Source organism: Sphingopyxis sp. HIX (genome assembly GCF_001468285.1).
Lineage (GTDB): Bacteria > Pseudomonadota > Alphaproteobacteria > Sphingomonadales > Sphingomonadaceae > Sphingopyxis.
In genome coordinates, this window is record NZ_LNSB01000003.1 from 81,654 (window position 1) to 99,642 (window position 17,989).

The following is a 17,989-nucleotide window of genomic DNA, read 5'->3' on the forward strand; positions in this document are numbered from 1 at the left end:
ACCCGCCGGTTAGGATTTCCTTATGCCGCCGCCCCGTCGCGCCGCGCGTAGACCGCACCGAGCAAGGCGAAGGCGGCGCCGAGCATCGTCCCGCCGATGATGTCGCTCGCCCAATGCACGCCGAGCATCATGCGCGACACGCCGTTGAGCACGATCATCACCCCCGCGAGGCTCCATGCCGCGCGGCGCCAGCGCGGCGGCACGAGCCAGGCGAGCATGAGGTAGACGACCGCGGCGCTGGTCGCATGGCCGCTGGGGTAGGAGAAGCTCGTCTGGTGATCGAGATGCGGGATGAGGTCGGGGCGCGAGACGCCGAAGCCGAGCTTGAGAACGCTGGAGGCGAGGTTCGACAGAAGCGACGCGCCCGCGAGCGCGACGGCGCAGCGCGGCCCGCACCAACGCCAGACGAGCGCCGCCAGCATGATGACGATGACCCAGCGCGCGATGCCGCCGCCGATCCAGCTCACCCCCTGCATGAAGGCGATGAACAGCGGGTCGCTCTTGCCGACCTGGAGCACGAGATCGGTCGAGATGCGCAAGTCCATCGCCTGCGTCCAGCCCGCAACGACGGCGAAGCCGAGCAGAACGACGGCAACGAGCAGTGCGGCGGCGGCGATGAGGAAGCGGGTGTGGCGGCTCGCGAAATTCAAAATGATCCTCCCTGTGGCGAAGCCATGGGGAGGTGGCGGCCCCGCAGGGGCCGACGGAGGGGCCCCTCCACCACCCTGCGGGTGGTCCCCCTCCCCATCGCTACGCGACGGGGAGGATCGGAATGTCAGATATGCAAGGGCCGTCCGAACGCCGCGAGCACGCCCTCGTGCATCGTCTCGCTCAGCGTCGGGTGCGGGAAGACGGTGCCGATGAAGTCATCCTCGACCAGCTCGGCGGTCTTGCCGATCGTATAGCCCTGGATCAGCTCGGTGACCTCGGCGCCGATCATATGCGCGCCGAGCAGCTCGCCGGTCTTCGCGTCGAACACGGTCTTGGTGAAGCCTTCGGCCTCGCCGAGCGCGATCGCCTTGCCGTTGCCGATGAAGGGGAAGGTGCCCGCCTTGACCTCGTAGCCGAGTTCCTTGGCCTTGGCCTCGGTCAGCCCGACGCTGGCGATCTGCGGGCGGCAATAGGTGCAACCCGGAATGTTGCGCGGGTCCATCGCGTGCGGGTGATTGCCCGCGATCGCTTCGACCGAAATCACCGATTCGTGCATCGCCTTGTGCGCGAGCCACGGCGGCGCGGTGACGTCGCCGATCGCCCAAAGGCCCGGGACATTGGTGCGGCACATCGCGTCGGTGTCGATATGGCCCTTGGTGGTCTTCACGCCGAGCGCTTCGAGCCCGATATTCTCGGTGTTCGGGACGATGCCGATCGCGACGATCGCGTGGCTGAACTCGGCGCTTTCGACCTTGCCGTCCTTGCCCTTGATCTTGGCGGATAAGCCGGTCGCGGTCGCCTTCAGTTCCTCGACCCCGGCGCCGGTGTGGATCGTCATGCCCTGCTTCTTGAGCTGCTTTTCGAGGAAGGCCGACACATCGGCATCCTCGACGGGAACGAGCCGGTCGAGCATCTCGACCACGGTCACGTCGCACCCCATATCCTTGTAGAAGCTCGCGAATTCGATTCCGATCGCGCCGGATCCGATGACGAGCAATTTCTTGGGCATTTCGGGCGGCACGAGCGCGTGGCGATAGGTCCAGATGCGCTTGCCGTCGGCGGGCGCGAACGGCAGGTCGCGCGCGCGCGCGCCGGTCGCGACGATGATGTTCTTCGCGGTGAGGGTCTCGCTGCCCTTCTCGCCCTTCACTTCCAGCTTGCCCGGCGCGGTCAGCTTGCCCTCGCCCATATGGACGGTGATCTTGTGCTTCTTCATCAGGAAGGCGACGCCCTGGCTCAGCTGTTTGGCGACGCCGCGCGACCGCTTCACCACCGCGTCGATATCGGCGCCGATCTGCTGTGCGATCAGGCCATAATCGCCCGCATGCTGCATATAATGATAGATCTCGGCCGAGCGCAGCAGCGCCTTGGTCGGGATGCAGCCCCAGTTGAGGCAGATGCCGCCGAGATTCTCGCGCTCGACGATCGCGGTCTTGAGCCCGAGCTGCGCCGCACGGATCGCCGCGACATAGCCGCCGGGGCCCGAGCCGAGGACGATGAGGTCGTAATTGGTGTCGGCCATGTTACGCCACCAGTCCCAGCGGGCTTTCGACAAGCTCCTTGAAGGTCTTCATCAAGAGCGCGCCATCGGCGCCGTCGATCGCGCGGTGGTCGAAGCTGCCGGTGGCCGACATGACGGTCGCGATCGCGAGCGCGTCGTCGACCACATAGGGCCGCTTCTCGCCCGCGCCGATCGCCATGATCATCGCCTGCGGCGGGTTGATCACCGCGGTGAACTGCTTGATCCCCATCATGCCCATGTTCGAGATCGAGGCGGTGCCGCCCTGATATTCAGCGGGCTGGAGCTTGCCTTCCTTGGCCTTTGCCGCGAGTTCGGCCATTTCGGTCGAGATTTTCGACATCGACTTGCCGCCCGCATCGACGATGATCGGGGTGATCAACCCGCCGGGGATGCTGACCGCGACCGAGATGTCGGCGCGCTTGTAGAAGCGCATCACATCGCCGCCGAAGCTGACGTTGCACGACGGCACGCGTTCGAGCGCGACCGCGAGCGCCTTGATCAGCATGTCGTTGACGCTGAGCTTGACCCCGCGACCTTCGAGGCTGGCGTTGAGCTCGCCGCGGAGTTTGAGCAACGCGTCGAGGCGGATGTCGACGGTGAGGTAGATATGCGGCGATTCCTGCATCGACTGGCTGAGACGGCGCGCGATCGTCTTGCGCATGCCGCTGAGCTTCTCGTCCTCGTGCGGGATGCCGAAATCGGGGATCGGACCGGCCGTCGTCGGAGCTGGCGCCGCGGCGGGCGCGGCCGCAGGAGCCGCAGCGGCAGGCGTTGCAGCCGCGGCGGGTGCCGCCGCACCGGCCGGTGCGCCGTCGAGGTCGTCCTTGACGATGCGGCCGCCGGGGCCGCTGCCCTTGATCGTCGAGAGGTCGATGCCGCGCTCGGCGGCGAGACGCTTGGCGAGCGGGCTGGCCTTGATGCGCTCGCCCGATGCTGCGGGCGCGGCGGCGGGGGCCGGAGCCGGGGCAGCTGCGGGAGCGGGAGCCGGCGCGGGTTCCGCTGCCTTGGCATCTTCCTTCACCGCCGGAGCCGGCGCAGCCGCGGCGGGCGCGGCCTTCGCGGCGCTGGCATCTTCGCCCTCGCCGGCGATCGTCGCGATCACCGTGCCGACCTTCACATTGTCGGTGCCCTCGGCAACGAGGATCGACGCGATCACGCCTTCGTCGATCGCTTCGAACTCCATCGTCGCCTTGTCGGTCTCGATCTCGGCGAGCAGGTCGCCCGACTTCACCGTGTCGCCCTCCTTGACCAGCCATTTGGCGAGCGTCCCTTCCTCCATCGTCGGCGAAAGGGCGGGCATTTTGAGTTCGATCGGCATCGTTGGACTTGTCCCTGTCAGTCTTGCAGGCGGGGCCTGCCGCTACGGATTACCCCCTCGTCATAAGACCATCGTTCGTCAACGTCCATCGGGGCAAACTTGCGTTTCATACGAATGTGACGCACTCTCTCCTCGCAAAAAGCATAGCGGGGTCGGGGCATGCGTACTTATCTGGTCGTGATCGACGACAGCCCGGAAGCGAGCCTGGCGCTGCGCTTCGCGGCGCGGCGCGCGGCGCGCACCGGCGGCGGGGTCGCGGTGCTGGCGATCATTCCGCCGCAGGATTTCGTGGCGTTCGGGGGCGTGCAGGCGACGATCGAGGCCGAGGCGCGCGAACATGCCGAGGAACTGGTTGCCGCGGCGGCCGATACGATCGCGCAGGAATGCAACGTGACGCCGCAAATCCTGGTCAAGTCGGGCAAGCCCGCCGAGGTCGTGTGCCAGGTGATCGCCGAGAATGAGGAAATCGCCGCGCTGGTACTGGCGACGGCGGCGAGCGGCGCGCCGGGGCCGCTGGTCGCGCATTTCACCGGACAGGATGCGGGCACGCTCCCCTGTCCGGTGATGCTGGTGCCGGGCGGGATCGATATCGCCCGGCTCGATGCGCTGAGTTAGATCAGACGAGCACGGTACGGGCGCCCGCGCCCGCAGCTTTCCATTCCAGCACTGCGAAGGCGAAGACGCCCACCGCCTGCGCGATCACGACCGCGAGACCGAGGCCGGTCATCGCGCCCGAGAAAGTCCCGACGACGCCGAGGCTGGCGGCGACCCAGCCGAGGTTGCCGATCGCGATCAGCTTGACCAGCGCGGGGCTAGGAACCGCCTGCCGGGCGGCGATCACCATCAGCAGCGCCGCGGCAAGGCAGATCCAGCCGCCGATCGCGACGATATTAGCGGGAAGTCCGAGCAGTTCGCCGACGGGGGCGGCGGCGAGCAGGCCGACGGCGAAAACGCCGGCGCAGGTGATGGCATCGAGGACGAGGACGGTCTTGAGATTGCGGATCGACATGTGGGTTCTCCTTTCGAACCCGGTCCAGATATGCCGCGAATCGACGCGGGTCGATTACGCGAGAGGTAATGGAAATATCGAAGGCCGAGGTATAGCTCCCGGGGCGAAGGAGAATTGCAATGCAGGTAGCACCCTTGGGCGAGCAGCTCCGCGAATGGCGCACGCGCCGGCGGATGAGCCAGATGGACCTCGCGCTCGACATCGAGATTTCGACGCGGCACCTGAGCTTCATCGAAACCGGCCGCTCGAAACCCAGCGCGGCGATGCTGCAGCGGATCGCCGACTGCCTCGAGGTGCCGCACCGCGCGCGCAACGCGCTGCTGCTCGCCGCGGGTTACGCGCCCAATTACCAGGAGCGTCCGCTCGACAGTGCCGAGATGGCGGGGATGAAGACGATCGTCGAACATGTGCTGAAGGGGCACGAGCCCTATCCCGCGCTAGCGGTCGACCGGCACTGGAACATGATCGCGGCGAATGACGCGATCGCGATCCTGGTCGAACAGGTGTCGCCCGAATTGCTCGCGCCGCCGGTCAATGTCCTGCGCCTCGCGCTGCATCCCGACGGGCTGGCCCCGCAGATCGTCAATTATGCGATGTGGCGTGCCCATATCCTGCACCGGCTCGACCTGCAGATCGAGGCCAGCGCCGACGCGGGGCTGATGGCGCTGCGCGAGGAGATCGCGGGTTATCCGGGGCCGGCGAACGATATCGGTCATGGCGCGGTGAGCAGCATCGCGGTGCCGCTGCTGCTCGATACGATCGCGGGGCGGATCAGCTTCGTGTCGACGGTGACGATCTTCGGGACGCCCGTGGACATCACGCTGTCGGAGCTGGCGATCGAGGCGTTTTTTCCGGCGGATGCCGAGAGCGCGGCGCTGCTCGCGCGGCTGGCGGCGAAGTGACCGGCGAAAAAAGGCCGATGGTAAAAGAATGATTTAAAGATTCCGCCAAATAGTGGTCGACCAATAACCACCCTATTGACGATAGAGAATATTTGGTGAAGTTTCGAAATATTAGAGAATCAACTCAAGCCGTCGCTGTCCAAACTATGCATGTCAAGAATTCCGGGACGGATTCCCGGATCGAAGGAATATTGCCCGGGATTTTTTTGCAGAGACAAGGAGATTTTTCATGAAAGCGATGAGACTCGTCAAATTTCCGATCATGTTCCTTTCCCTGCTCGCCATGCCTTCGACGGCCTTCGCCGCGCCGACCTATTCGGGGCTGAACACGATCAAGGACGTCGTCGCATTCCAGACGGGCATCGTCCTTTTCACGATCAACTCGGCGCCCGCCTCGCCCTGGTCGACGTGCAACGTCAACCACCAGTTCACGATCAACACCTCCAGTCTCAGCGGACAGGCGCTCTACAACAATGTCATCACCGCGCAGCAGAACGGCAAAAGCGTCTATGTCGTCGGCCGCGGGACCTGTTCGCTGTACACCGGCGCCGAAGACGTCGACTTCGTCCAGATCAATCCCTGATCGGCGCCATCGAGGCGTGGCGGCGCGCAAGGCCCCGACGGGGCGCTAGCGCTTTCGCCCCTTGTGCTTGATATTCGCGGGCCGGCCGCGCTTGCCGACCATATGTTTGCCGGCCTTGTCCTTGCGCGTCCCGTCGCGCCGCACCGGGCGGTCGCGGAAGCCGCGCTCGGGCGCGTCGGGCAGCTCGAAGCGCAGCGCGCCGCTCACCGGGTTCGCCTCCATTAGCCGGAGGTCGAGCCGCTGGCCGACGGTGTAGCTCACCCGGCCATGCTCGCTGTCGAGCGTGCGCGCCGCCTCGTCGTAGAAGAAACGTTCGCTGCCGAGGCTCGACACCGGCACCAGCCCGTCGCCGCCGAGCCCGTCGACCGTCGCGAAAAAGCCGAAGGGCTGCACCCCGGTGATCCGCGCCGCGACGATCTCGCCCGCCTTGTTCGCGAGATAGGCCGCGACATAGCGGTCGATCGTCTCGCGCTCGGCCTCCATCGCGCGGCGTTCGAGCGCGCTGATCGCCTCGCCGATGCGCGACAGCCCTTTGGCGTCGGCTTCGCCGAGCCCGGTCCGCGCGGGCAGGTCCTTGGACTTGCCGGGGACTTCCAGTTTGTAGCTGTCGACCAAAGCGCGGTGGACGATCAGGTCGGCGTAGCGGCGGATCGGCGAGGTGAAATGCGCGTAAGAGCCGAGCGCGAGGCCGAAATGCCCCGAATTGGCGGGGCCGTAATAGGCTTGCGTCTGGCTGCGGAGGATCGCCTGCATGATCTCGGGCAGCCGGTCGTCTTCCGAAAAACCGTCGATCAGGCGGTTGAACACCGCCGGGGTGATCACCTGCCCCAGCGCGAAGCTCTGGTCGAAGGTTTCGAGATATTCCTTGAGGCTGACGAGCTTCTCGCGGCTCGGCGGTTCGTGGATGCGGTACATCACCGGCGATTTCTTCGCCTCGAGCGCCTTCGCCGCCGCGACATTGGCCGCGATCATATAATCCTCGATCAGCCGCATCGAATCGAGCCGGTCGCGCACGCGGATCTCGGCGATGCCGCCTTGCTCGTCGAGGATCACCTGCCGCTCGGGCAGGTCGAGGTCGAGCGGGCTGCGCGCGGCGCGCGCCTTGGCGAGCAACGCCCAGCACGCCCAGAGATTCTGGAGCGCGGGCAGCACATCGGCATCCCACTCGGCGCGCGCTTGATCGGCGTCATAGGCCGCCTGCGCCTGTTCATAGGCGATGTTCGCGCGTAGCCGCACCAGCGCGCGCGTGAAACGCCACGACGTCACCTTGCCCTGCTTGTCGACGGTGAGATGGCACGCCATCGCGGCGCGATCCTCGCCGGCTTTCAGCGAACAGACGCCCGCCGACAAAGTCTCGGGCAACATCGGTACGACGCGATCGGGGAAATAGACGCTGTTGCCGCGCCGCCGCGCCTCGCGGTCGAGTTCGCCGTCGGGGCGGACATAGTAGCTGACGTCGGCGATCGCCACGATCGCCTTATAGCCGCCCTTGTTGCCCGCATCCTCGTCGGGGATCGCCCAGACGGCGTCGTCATGATCGCGCGCGTCGATCGGGTCGATCGCGACGATCGGCAGGTCGCGCAGATCCTCGCGCCCCTCGGGGGTGAGCGGCAGTTTCGCGGCGCGCTCGGCCTCGGCGATCGTCTCGGCGCCAAAAACGTGCGGGATTTCGTGGCGCGCGATCGCGATCATGCTGAGCGCCTTGGGGGCGAAGGGGTCGCCGATGCGCTCGACCACCTTGGCCTTGGTCGCGGGGCCGCGACCGGTCAGTTCGGCGCGGACGAGGTCGCCGATGCCGGCGTCGCCCATGTCGGCGACTGCGAAGTCGAAGCGCGCGCGCTTGTCAGCAGGGCGCAGCCAGACCATCGCCTTGCCGCCGGGGCCGACATCGTGGACGAGCACGCCGACGATGAGTTCGGCGCTCGCCTGCAACCTTTTCATCGGAAACGCGACATGGCCGCTGCCGCGTTCCTCGGTGCGCGCGAGAATGCGGTCGCCGACGCCGAGCGCGCTTTTTCGGCCCTGTTCCATCACGCGCAGCCGCGGCGGCGGGCCGGCGCCTTCCCAGCGGTCGGGCACCGCCCAGAGGTTGCTGCCCTCGATCGCGGCGATACGCAGCACGGTAACTTTGGGCAATCCGCCATGTTTGTGGAAGGCGCGGCCGGGCGCCATGTCGACGAGCCCCTCGTCGGTCATGTCCTTGAGCAGCGCCTTCAGCGCGACCTTGTCGGCGCCGTGGAGGCCGAAATGCTTGGCGATCTCGCGCTTGCCGACCGCGCCCGGGCTGTCGGCGATGAAGCGCATGATCTGGTCGCGTGTCGGGAGTCCGGCCTGGATTTTTCGTGGCATGATCCGCTGATAGGGGGCAACGCACGGCGCGTCACCCCCATCTGGCGGATCAATAATAGGGCTGGATGTCGATCACGCGGCCAGAGGCATCGGCGGTGCAGACCGAGCGATAGCTGCCGGTCGCAACGGTATAGACATGGGTGCCGCGACCGTCGCGCTGGCTAACCACGACGCTGCTGCCCCAAGGTGCGTTCTGATATTCGTCGGCGCGGCGTTCGCACGCGGCGCGCCCGCCATCGGTCCCGCCCCGCGCATAGGGGCGGTTGGCGGCGCGGCGGTTCGACGCCTCGGCCTCGCCGGCCATGTAGCCGTCGTGATAGCCTTCACTGTCGTTGCGGTCGTAGGAGCCGCCGTAGAGGCCGTCGTTGTAACCGCGCGAATATTCGCTGTCGTGGTTGGCGCCGCCATGGTCGTCGCCATGCTTTTTCTTGTGGCTGGCGAGCGCCGCGATCAGCCCGATCGCCGCCACCGCACCGACCGCCGCCGCGGCATTGCCGCCGCCGCCCTTGCCGCAGTCGCTTGCGTCCGCCTTGTCGACGCTGGCGTAGCGGCCCTGGCTGACGACGACGCGCACGCAGGTGTCGCTGTCGCCGTTCCACCAATATTGGCCACCATTCTTGAAGGTCTCCATCTTGTAACCGCGGTCCTGCATCTCGCTCTCGGCGCCGGGCGCGCGCGCGCCGACGAGGTCGGAGAGGCTGCCCGGTGTCTTGGCATAGGCCGGCGCCATACCGGCCCCGATCATCGAGGCGGCCGCCAAGGCCGCGATCGTCCGTCGCATCATGATCTTTCCCCTGTCAGCGCGCGCGGCGCACGACCCCACCGCTACGCAGTGCGCGGAACTTCTGTCGAGCGAGTCCCTGAGCGCGCGGTATAGCGGAAAAGCCGTTCGCAAAGAACGACATTCGGGGTTTAAGCGCGGCTAACCACGCTATGTGCGGTGCCTCAATAGGTGCGTCCGACGAGCACGCGTTCGACCGCGGGTTCGCCGGTGAAGAGGCACGTGCCGTTGGCGGGAGCGGCGTCGAGCGGGGTGTTGCGCATCGTCAGCTTGAGCGCCTTCAATTGCTCGACGATCTTGTCGAGCGCGGCGCCGCTCGGGCGCGACCATTGCACCTCGGCCCAGCCCGCGAACTTGTCGTCACCGGCAAAATGCGCTTTCAGATCCGTGACATCGCGGGCGATGTTCGAATCGAGCCGCGCCTTGGCCTCGGCATAGAGGTTCGCCTGTATCTCCTCGATCATCGCCACCGCGCTCGCGACGAAATCGCCCTTGGCGACGAACGCCGTGTCGAGCTTGCCGCTCTCCTGATACAGCCGGTCGCGGCGGATCACCGCGACATTGCCGCCCGCGACGTCGCGCGGGCCGACCTCGACGATCACCGGCGCACCCTTCTTGACCCAGCCCCAGCGCTTGGTCTGCGCCTTCGCACCGCTGGTGTCGAGCAGCACGCGCACGGGTTCGCGGAAGGCGTCGAGCGCCTTCAGCTGCGTTTCGAGGTCGCGGCAATAGTCGAGGATCGTGGCATCTTCTTCGTTGTCGCGCAGCATCGGCACGATGACGATCTGGTGCGGCGCGATGCGCGGCGGGCAGCGCAGGCCATCGTCGTCGCCGTGCGTCATGATCACGCCGCCGATCATCCGCGTCGAGGTGCCCCAGCTCGTCGTGTGGCAGAGGCTGTGACCGCCGTCCCTGTCCTGATAGCGGATATTCGCCGCCTCGGCGAAGCCGGTACCGAGATAATGCGAGGTGCCCGCCTGCAGCGCCTTGCCGTCCTGCATCATCGCCTCGATCGAATAGGTCGCGACCGCACCGGGGAAACGCTCATTCTCGGGCTTCTCGCCCGCGACGACGGGCATCGCGAGCACATCTTCGGCAAAGGCGCGGTACATTTCGAGCGCGCGCAGCGTCTCCGCCATCGCGTCGTCCTTGTCGGCGTGCGCGGTATGGCCTTCCTGCCACAGGAATTCGCTGGTGCGCAGGAACATGCGCGTGCGCATTTCCCAGCGCACGACATTGGCCCATTGGTTGACCTTGAGCGGCAGGTCGCGCCAGCTCTGCACCCAGCGGCTCATCGCGCTGCCGATCACCGTCTCCGAGGTCGGGCGGACGATCAGCGGCTCCTCGAGCTTCGCCTCGGGGTCGGGGATGAGCTTGCCCTTGCCGTCCTGGATCAGCCGGTGATGCGTGACCACCGCCATTTCCTTGGCGAAGCCGTCGACATGATCGGCTTCCTTCTCGAAGAAGCTCAAGGGGATGAAGAGCGGGAAATAGGCGTTCTGCACGCCCGCATCCTTGATCGCGGCGTCCATGACCTTCTGGATGCGTTCCCAGATGCCGTAGCCCCACGGCTTGATCACCATGCAGCCGCGCACGCCCGATTCCTCGGCGAGGTCGGCCTCGGCAATGACGTCCTGATACCAGGCCGCGAAGTCGGCCTGACGGGTTACGCTGAGCGCATGCTTGATCATCTGTCCTGATTTCTAAACTGGGGGGCGGGAGAGCGGCCCCGGATCATTTCTTTTTGGCGAGCTCGGCCTTGAGGTCGGCGATTTCGGCCTTGAGCGCGGCGATCTCGGCATCCTTGGCCTTGGCATTCCCGCCGCCTGGGATGAAGGCGCTCGTCGCCTGCTGGAACATCTCGAGATTGCGGCGCGTCAGTTCGGCGAGCGGGTTCGAGCCGAGCGCGCCCTCGAGCGCGGCGCGCACGTCTTGCTGGTTCTTGCGGAAGGTCGCCATCGAGGCTTCGAGATATTGCGGCACCATCGACTGCATCTTGTCGCCGTACATGCCGATCAGCTGGCGCAGGAAATTGACCGGCAGCAGCGTTTCGCCGCGCGTCTCCTCGTCCATGATGATCTGCGTGAGCACATTATGCGTGATGTCCTCGCCGCTCTTGGCGTCGACGACGCGGAAGTCGCGACCGTCGCGGACCATCGTGCCCAGATCCTCGAGCGTGATGTAGCAGCTGCGCTCGGTATCGTAGAGGCGCCGGTTCGCATATTTCTTGATCGTAACCGTGTCGCCGTCGGCCGGCGCCTTGGACTTCGCCATGATGCTGCTGCTCCCTGACCCGTGACAAAGGCGACCCCGCCGCGCCGGGCTTGAACGTTGAAAAGCGGCAATAGCATCAATCTATGATGCGTCGCAACATGAAGGCGGGCCTGACGACGATTCGCCGACGCTGCCAAGGTGGAAGCGATTGTTTGGCGATGCGGAAAGCGCCGCCAAGCGAAGTTCCGTGCGCCGGGATCGCGGTGCGACAAGTCGAGCGACGTAATTTAGTTTCACCTGAAACGGCCTCCTTGACATAATTGCGGCCCCATTCGCCATCCTGAGCAGCCTTCGTTTCGCCTGCCAACAACCTTGTTATTTTGCGCTATTCCGACGCCCGCCCAGGAACTGTTGCGAAAATGACACAATGTCATGCCGATGGCGCGAAGCCGTCAGAAAATTGCCACAGGGGGCTTGTGCCACTTTCGTTTTCGGTCTTTTTAGGGCGCAATCCGTTCATCTCTATTTTTGAACGGACAACCGGGGAGTTACCACATGAATAAGTCGCACCTGCTTATGGGTGCTGCTGCCTTTGCAGTAGCTATGTCCGTAAGCCAGCCTGTTCTTGCACAGGACGCCGCGGATTGCGTCGACGCCAATGAAAACGGCGTCTGCGATTCGGACGAGAATACCGATCGTGCCATCGTCGTCACCGGCTCGCGCATCGCGCGCCCGACGCTCGAATCGTCGGTTCCGCTGACTTCGGTCGACGTCGGCGAGCTGACCGACACCGGCGACGTCTCGCTGGGCGACGCGCTCAACGACCTGCCGTCGCTGCGCTCGACCTTCAGCCAGGGCAACTCGACCCGCTTCATCGGCACCGCCGGCCTCAACATCCTCGACCTTCGCGGCCTGGGCATCGCCCGCACGCTGGTGCTGGTCAACGGCAAGCGCCACATCACCGCGCTGCCGGGCGACTATCTGGTCGACGTCAACACCATCCCGGTCGACCTGCTCGAGCGCGTCGACATCGTCACGGGCGGCAACTCGGCGATCTACGGCTCGGACGCCGTCGCCGGCGTCGTGAACTTCATCACCAAGCGCAACTTCGACGGCATCAACCTGCGCGCGCAGGGCGGCGTTTCGTCGCGCGGCGATCGCGGCAACATGTTCATCAGCGGCACCTGGGGCAAGAATTTCGCCGACGGCCGCGGCAACATCGCGATCTCGGGCGAATATGCCGAAGCCAACCCGCTGTACTTCAGCGACCGCGACAAGCTGACCGGCGCCTATTCGGGCCGCTGTCAGTTCCAGACGGTCGACCCGCAGGGCGCAGCCGGCGGCGAAACCGGCCCGAGCGCGAGCGACGGCATTCCCGACACCCAGTTCGTCTGCGGCGTGAAGAACGGCTCGATCTCGGACGGCGGCACCATCGGCCGCGTCGGCGTCGGCCAGTATCTGCGCTTCGGTCCCAACGGCGACCTGTTCGTCGACGTTCCGGCCGGCAACTTCGAAGCCGGTGGTTCGGCCAATATCCAGGGCGGCCAGGGCTCGACGCTGCGCAACACCGGCCAGCTTGCGGCCGGCCTGAAGCGCTACGCCGTGAACCTGCTGTCGCACTATGACATCAGCGACGCTTTCCGCCCGTTCGTCGAAGCCAAATATGTGCGCGTCGATGCGGTCCAGGAAGGTCAGCCGTCCTTCTTCAGCGGCGGTCCGAACGTCCAGTTCGGCGGCCCGGCGATGCGCTGTAACAACCCGTTCCTGACGACCCAGGCGCTCCAGACGCTTCAGGGCTTCGGCCTTTGCGCCAACCCCGCAACCGGCACCTTCGCGCTGTCGCGCTTCAACACCGACTTCGGTGGCCGTGGCGAGCTCCACAAGCGCGAGACCTATCGCATCGTCGGTGGTGTCGAGGGTACGTTCAACGACGACTGGAATTACGAACTGTCGTTCAACTACGGCCGTCTCGAAACCAAGATGAAGTCGCTGAACAACCTGCTGCTCTACACGCAGGACGGCAACGACTTCGACGGCTTCAACCTGGCGATCGACGCCGTGCGCAATGGCGCCGGCCAGATCGTCTGCCGCGTCAACGCCGATGCGATCACGACCAACGACCGTCCGGATTGCGTTCCGATCAACGTCTTCGGCGTCGGCGCGCCCACCCAGGCTGCGCTCGATTTCGTCAACCGGACGGCGACCCGCGAGGAACGGGCCGAGCAGTTCGTCGCGCTGGCGAGCGTTTCGGGTGACCTGTCGCAGCTGTTCGAACTGCCCGGCGGTCCGATCGGCTTCGCTCTCGGTGCCGAATATCGCGAAGAAAAGGCGTACAGCGATTTCGACGACCTGACCCAGTCGGGCGCGACCTTCCTGAACGCCATCGCGACCTTCGCGCCGCCGAAGCTCAACGTGAAGGAAGCCTTCGGCGAAATCAGCATCCCGCTGCTCGCCAACATGCCCTTCGCCGAGGAACTGACGCTGGGTGCGGCGGCGCGTGTCTCCGACTACAACACGTCGGCCGGCACCGTCTGGGCCTATAACTTCCAGGCCCTCTATGCGCCGATCCCCGACGTCCGCTTCCGCGCCGCCTATGCGCGCTCGGTGCGTGCGCCGACCCAGAGCGACCTGTTCTCGCCCTTCTCGCAGAACTTCGCCCAGGTCGGCGATCCCTGCGACAGCGTGAACATCACCGGCAACCCGAACCGCGCCGCGAACTGCGCCGCGGCCGGCGTTCCGACGGTGTTCAACCAGGCGATGGTCGATGCCTGCGTCGGCTCGAGCGTTCCGGCAGCCCAGCGCGAGCTCGGCGACCCCTGGGTCAACTGCCTTGCGCGCACCTCGTCGACGACCTTCGCATCGGGCGGCAACTCGGCGCTGCAAGTCGAAAAGGGCAAGAGCCTCACGCTGGGCGCGGTTTTCGAACCGAGCTTCCTGCCGGGCTTCAACTTCACCGTCGACTATTACAACATCAAGGTCGAAAGCCTGATCGCGGCGCCGACGCTCGCGAACATGCTGTCGCTTTGCTTCGACGATGCGTCGCCCTTTGCGTCGAACCCCTTCTGCTCGGTGACCCCCGACGATCCCACGGGTCTGTTCCCGCGCGACCCGGTGACCGGTCTGTTCCAGCCCTTCGGTGATACCATCAAGGGTGCGGCACAGGTCGGCGGCGTGAACTTCGCGGCGCAGAAGACCGAGGGCATCGACGTCGACGTCCAGTATCGCCGGACGTTCGACAATGGTCATCGCGTCAACTTCCGCGCCATCGCGACGCACCTGCTGCGCCTCGACAACTACACCAACCCGCTGGCCCCGACGATTCCGAACCGTCAGATGAGCGAGCTTGGCGACCCGCGCTGGTCGGCCAATGCGAGCATCAACTACGACTTCGGTGCGTTCGATATCAGCTGGAACGTGCGTTACATCGGCAAGCAGACGATCGCGGCCTACGAAACGCAGAACAGCTACCTCGGCGCGTGCCCCGCAAGCGGCAACAACCCTGGCGGCGGCACCTGCACCCCGGGCACGGTCGTGCGCTTGCCCCCCCAGAACGCGGACGCCAACCCGCGCGTCTACTACCCGGATGCCTTCTACCACGGCTTCCGCGCCAACGTCGAAGTCGACAAGAAGTTCAACTTCTACGTCGGCATCGACAACGCGTTCGACAAGCAGCCGCCGTTCGGCCTGCTCGGCACCGCGGCGGGCGATCCGTACGACACCTTCGGTCGTTACTTCTACGCCGGCATCCGCGCCAACTGGTAAGCCAGTCGGCATGGGCCACGGAAACGGGCCGCCTTCCCTTGGGAAGGCGGCCTTTTTCTTTGGAGGAACTGGACGGTTTTGGGGTGGTGAGCAGACGTTCCTTAACCGTCGCCCCCGCAAAGGCGGGGGCGACGTCTTGTTTCGCCCGTAAAGCAGCTGCCCGTCAGTCCCAGACGCGCTCGAAGCGTGCGCCCAGGCCGGTGAGCAGTTCATATTGCGACAGGCCCGAGCGCGCCGCGACCTCGGGCAGGTCGTAGCCGAGCGTCAGCCAGTCGCCTTCGCCTATCGCAAGGTCGCCCGCGTCGAAGGCAGTCAGGTCCATCGAAACGCGCCCGGCGACGGGCAGGTGACGCCCCCGCCAGCTCGCGAAACCGACCCCGCCCGACTGGCAACGGAGGTAACCGTCGGCATAGCCGATATTGGCAACCGCGATCCATGAGCGGTCCTGCGCCGTCCATGTCGCGCCATAACCGACGCTATCGCCCGCCTCGACCGTGCGGACCTGCAGCACGCGCGCTTCGGGGAAGACGACCTGGCGCAGTTGTCCCGCCGCCTCGCCGCGCGGCACGCCGCCATAAAGCGCGAGCCCGGGGCGCGTGAGGTCGAAGGCATAGTCGGCACCGAGGCAGATGCCCGCGCTGTTGGCGAGGCTGAAGCGCCGCGCCGGAATCGCTCCGCGCAGCGCCCGGAAAGCCGCCAGCTGCTGCGCATTTTGCGGACTGTCCTCGTCCGCGGAGGCGAGATGGCTGAGCAGGGTCTCGATCGCGAGCCCGTCGAGCGCGCCGCCCAGCGCCTCCGCGACGGTCAGCCCCAGCCGGTTCATGCCGGTGTCGACCATCACGTCGCACGGCCGCCCTTCCCCGGCTTCGCGCCAGCGCGCGGCCTGTTCGATGCTGTTGAGCACCGGCCGCGCGGGCAGCATGCGCGCCGCGACCATGTCGCTGGCGCCGACGCCGTGGAGCACCGACAGCGACACGCCGGCGGGGAGCGGCATCAGCGCCGCGGCCTCGGCCCAGGTCGCGACGAAGAAGTCGCGGCAGCCCGCTCCCGCCAGATGCCGCATCACCGCGCGCGCGCCGAGGCTGTAACCGTCGGCCTTGAGCGCCGCGCCGGTCGCCGCACCGCTGCTCGCCTTCGCGAGCCAGCGCCAGTTGGCGACGAGCGCCCGGCTGTCGAGGCGGAGGCGGAGCGGAGCGGCGATGTCGATCATCCCCCGCCCCTAGCCGCGAAAAACGGTAGCGCCAATGGGGCGCTCAGGCCGACGGCGCCGCGGCGTCCTTCTTCCACTGCCCCGGCACCGGATCCTTGAGCATGAAGGCACTAACGAGGAAGGCGACGAGCACCACCACCCAGGTGTACCAGAGACCGGCATAGGCATCGCCGGTCTTGGCGATGATGAAGCTCGCGATCAGCGGCAGGAAGCCGCCGAAATAGCCGGTGCCGAGGTGATAGGGGATCGACAGCGACGAATAGCGCACGTGCGGGGGGAACATCTCAGAGAGCAGCGCCGCGACAGGACCGTAGGTGAAGCCCGACAGCGCGCTCAAACCGAGCAGCGCGGCGACGATCACCGCGATGCCGAGCGGACCCGGGATCTGCTTTTCGAAATCATAGCCCATCGCCTCGAGCGCCGGTTTGAGCACCGCGGGATCCTCGCCCGCGACCTCGCGCCCGCCGATCGTCACCTTGACGCTGTCGAAGCCGCTGCCGCTGCCGACGATGCTGTAGGGCACACCGAGCTTGGTAAGCTCGCCGAGCGTCTTGCCGCACGCGGTTTCCTGCACCTGCGCGAAGGGATCATAGTCGCACTGCGAGCCCGTGACGACGACCGGCGCCTTTTCGGCCGCCGCGGTGAGCGCGGGGTTGCCGACACTCCCCATCAGCCAGAAGAGCGGGAAGAGCAGCACCAAGGTTACGGCATAGCCCCAGACGATCGGCTTCTTGCGCCCGATCTTGTCGGAGATATGTCCGGCCCACAGGAAAAAGCCCATGCCGAGCGCGGCCGAGAAGCCGACGATGATCTCGGCGGCGGTATCCTCGACCTTCATCGGGCCTTTGAGGAAGGACAGGCCCGAGAACATCGCGGTGTACCAGATCACGGTGAGGCCCGCGGCGATTCCGAAGAGCGCAACGAAGATGCGCTTCGGATTGCCGGGATAGGTGAAGCTTTCCTTGAGCGGATTCTTGGCGAGCTCGCCCTCGGCCTTCATCGCCTGGAACACCGGGCTTTCGGAGAGCTTGAGGCGCATCCACAGCGAAATGGCGAGCAGGATCAGCGAGAGGAGGAAGGGCACGCGCCAGCCCCAGCTTTCCCATACCGCGTCGGACATCAGCGCCTTGCAGCCGAGCACGACGATGAGGCTGAGCACGAAACCGCCGACGACGCTCGCCTGGATGAAGCTGGTATAGAAACCGCGCTTTTCGGGGGGCGAATGTTCGGCGACATAGACCGCGGCGCCGCCATATTCGCCCCCGAGCGCGAGCCCTTGGAGCACGCGGAGCAGGATCACGATGATCGGCGCGACGATGCCGATCGTCGCCGCCGAGGGGATCATGCCCACTCCGGCGGTCGCGATCCCCATCAAGGTCACGGTGACTAGGAAAGTATATTTGCGTCCCAGCCGGTCGCCGAGGAAACCGAAGAGCACCGCGCCGAGCGGGCGGAAACCGAAGCCGACGGCAAATCCTGCCCAGACGAGCAGGATTTCGAGCGTCGCATTGTCGCTGGGGAAAAAGGCCTTGCCGATGATCGCCGCGAGCGTGCCGTAGATGAAGAAATCATACCATTCGAAGATCGTCCCCGCCGACGAGGCGGCGATGACCATACGAATGTCCTTCGCGGTCGGCTGATAGGCGGCGCCATGGTCGGCGGCCGCGGCTTTATCGGTCATAAACTCT

The 17,989-nt window shown here is 66.0% G+C and carries 14 protein-coding genes; 4 read left to right on the forward strand and 10 right to left on the reverse strand.

Annotated features, from left to right (window positions below; genetic code table 11):
- Positions 1-20: 20 nt before the first annotated feature.
- The 3 genes from ATE62_RS02635 to ATE62_RS02645 all read right to left on the reverse strand — a co-directional run bounded on the left by ATE62_RS02635 (position 21) and on the right by ATE62_RS02645 (position 3,491).
- Positions 21-650, reverse strand: coding sequence for a phosphatase PAP2 family protein (locus tag ATE62_RS02635; RefSeq protein WP_058807603.1), 630 nt, complete (start codon positions 648-650; stop codon positions 21-23).
- 125 nt (positions 651-775) lie between these two features.
- A complete protein-coding gene (gene lpdA, locus ATE62_RS02640; protein ID WP_058807604.1) occupies positions 776-2,173 on the reverse strand; it encodes a dihydrolipoyl dehydrogenase in 1,398 nt (465 codons plus the stop codon).
- Between the two features lies 1 nt (position 2,174).
- Entirely contained in the window at positions 2,175-3,491 is a 1,317-nt protein-coding gene (locus ATE62_RS02645; RefSeq protein ID WP_058807605.1) for a pyruvate dehydrogenase complex dihydrolipoamide acetyltransferase, read from the reverse strand.
- A gap of 159 nt (positions 3,492-3,650) precedes the next feature.
- On the opposite strand from ATE62_RS02645, the gene ATE62_RS02650 reads away from it, so the two are divergent.
- Complete coding sequence (locus ATE62_RS02650; RefSeq protein WP_058807606.1) at positions 3,651-4,106, forward strand: universal stress protein; 456 nt, start codon at positions 3,651-3,653, stop codon at positions 4,104-4,106.
- 1 nt (position 4,107) lies between these two features.
- Here ATE62_RS02650 and ATE62_RS02655 read toward each other — a convergent pair whose 3' ends face one another.
- Positions 4,108-4,500 (reverse strand): hypothetical protein, encoded by a 393-nt coding sequence (locus ATE62_RS02655; RefSeq protein ID WP_058807607.1) that lies wholly within the window; start codon positions 4,498-4,500, stop codon positions 4,108-4,110.
- Positions 4,501-4,619: 119 nt separating this feature from the next.
- On the opposite strand from ATE62_RS02655, the gene ATE62_RS02660 reads away from it, so the two are divergent.
- Both ATE62_RS02660 and ATE62_RS02665 read left to right on the forward strand, forming a co-directional pair.
- Positions 4,620-5,402: a helix-turn-helix domain-containing protein gene (locus ATE62_RS02660; RefSeq protein WP_058807608.1), complete on the forward strand. Its 783-nt coding sequence runs from the start codon at positions 4,620-4,622 to the stop codon at positions 5,400-5,402.
- Between the two features lie 229 nt (positions 5,403-5,631).
- Positions 5,632-5,985 (forward strand): hypothetical protein, encoded by a 354-nt coding sequence (locus ATE62_RS02665; RefSeq protein ID WP_058807609.1) that lies wholly within the window; start codon positions 5,632-5,634, stop codon positions 5,983-5,985.
- 45 nt (positions 5,986-6,030) lie between these two features.
- Here ATE62_RS02665 and ATE62_RS02670 read toward each other — a convergent pair whose 3' ends face one another.
- The 4 genes from ATE62_RS02670 to phaR form a co-directional block, all read right to left on the reverse strand.
- Entirely contained in the window at positions 6,031-8,334 is a 2,304-nt protein-coding gene (locus ATE62_RS02670) for a ribonuclease R family protein (RefSeq protein WP_058807610.1), read from the reverse strand.
- Between the two features lie 49 nt (positions 8,335-8,383).
- Positions 8,384-9,118 (reverse strand): hypothetical protein, encoded by a 735-nt coding sequence (locus tag ATE62_RS02675; protein WP_231736046.1) that lies wholly within the window; start codon positions 9,116-9,118, stop codon positions 8,384-8,386.
- 161 nt (positions 9,119-9,279) lie between these two features.
- A complete protein-coding gene (gene proS, locus ATE62_RS02680) occupies positions 9,280-10,806 on the reverse strand; it encodes a proline--tRNA ligase (protein ID WP_197411641.1) in 1,527 nt (508 codons plus the stop codon).
- A 43-nt stretch (positions 10,807-10,849) separates the two neighbouring features.
- On the reverse strand, positions 10,850-11,389 hold the full coding sequence (phaR, locus tag ATE62_RS02685; protein WP_058807611.1) for a polyhydroxyalkanoate synthesis repressor PhaR: 540 nt from the start codon (positions 11,387-11,389) through the stop codon (positions 10,850-10,852).
- Positions 11,390-11,932: 543 nt separating this feature from the next.
- Here phaR and ATE62_RS02690 point away from each other — a divergent pair.
- On the forward strand, positions 11,933-15,091 hold the full coding sequence (locus ATE62_RS02690; protein WP_058807612.1) for a TonB-dependent receptor domain-containing protein: 3,159 nt from the start codon (positions 11,933-11,935) through the stop codon (positions 15,089-15,091).
- 163 nt (positions 15,092-15,254) lie between these two features.
- Here the strand turns inward: ATE62_RS02690 and alr are convergent, their stop codons facing one another.
- Together alr and ATE62_RS02700 are read right to left on the reverse strand one after the other, a co-directional pair.
- Entirely contained in the window at positions 15,255-16,301 is a 1,047-nt protein-coding gene (alr, locus tag ATE62_RS02695; RefSeq protein ID WP_058807613.1) for an alanine racemase, read from the reverse strand.
- 43 nt (positions 16,302-16,344) lie between these two features.
- On the reverse strand, positions 16,345-17,982 hold the full coding sequence (locus tag ATE62_RS02700) for an MFS transporter (RefSeq protein ID WP_058807614.1): 1,638 nt from the start codon (positions 17,980-17,982) through the stop codon (positions 16,345-16,347).
- Positions 17,983-17,989: the final 7 nt, after the last annotated feature.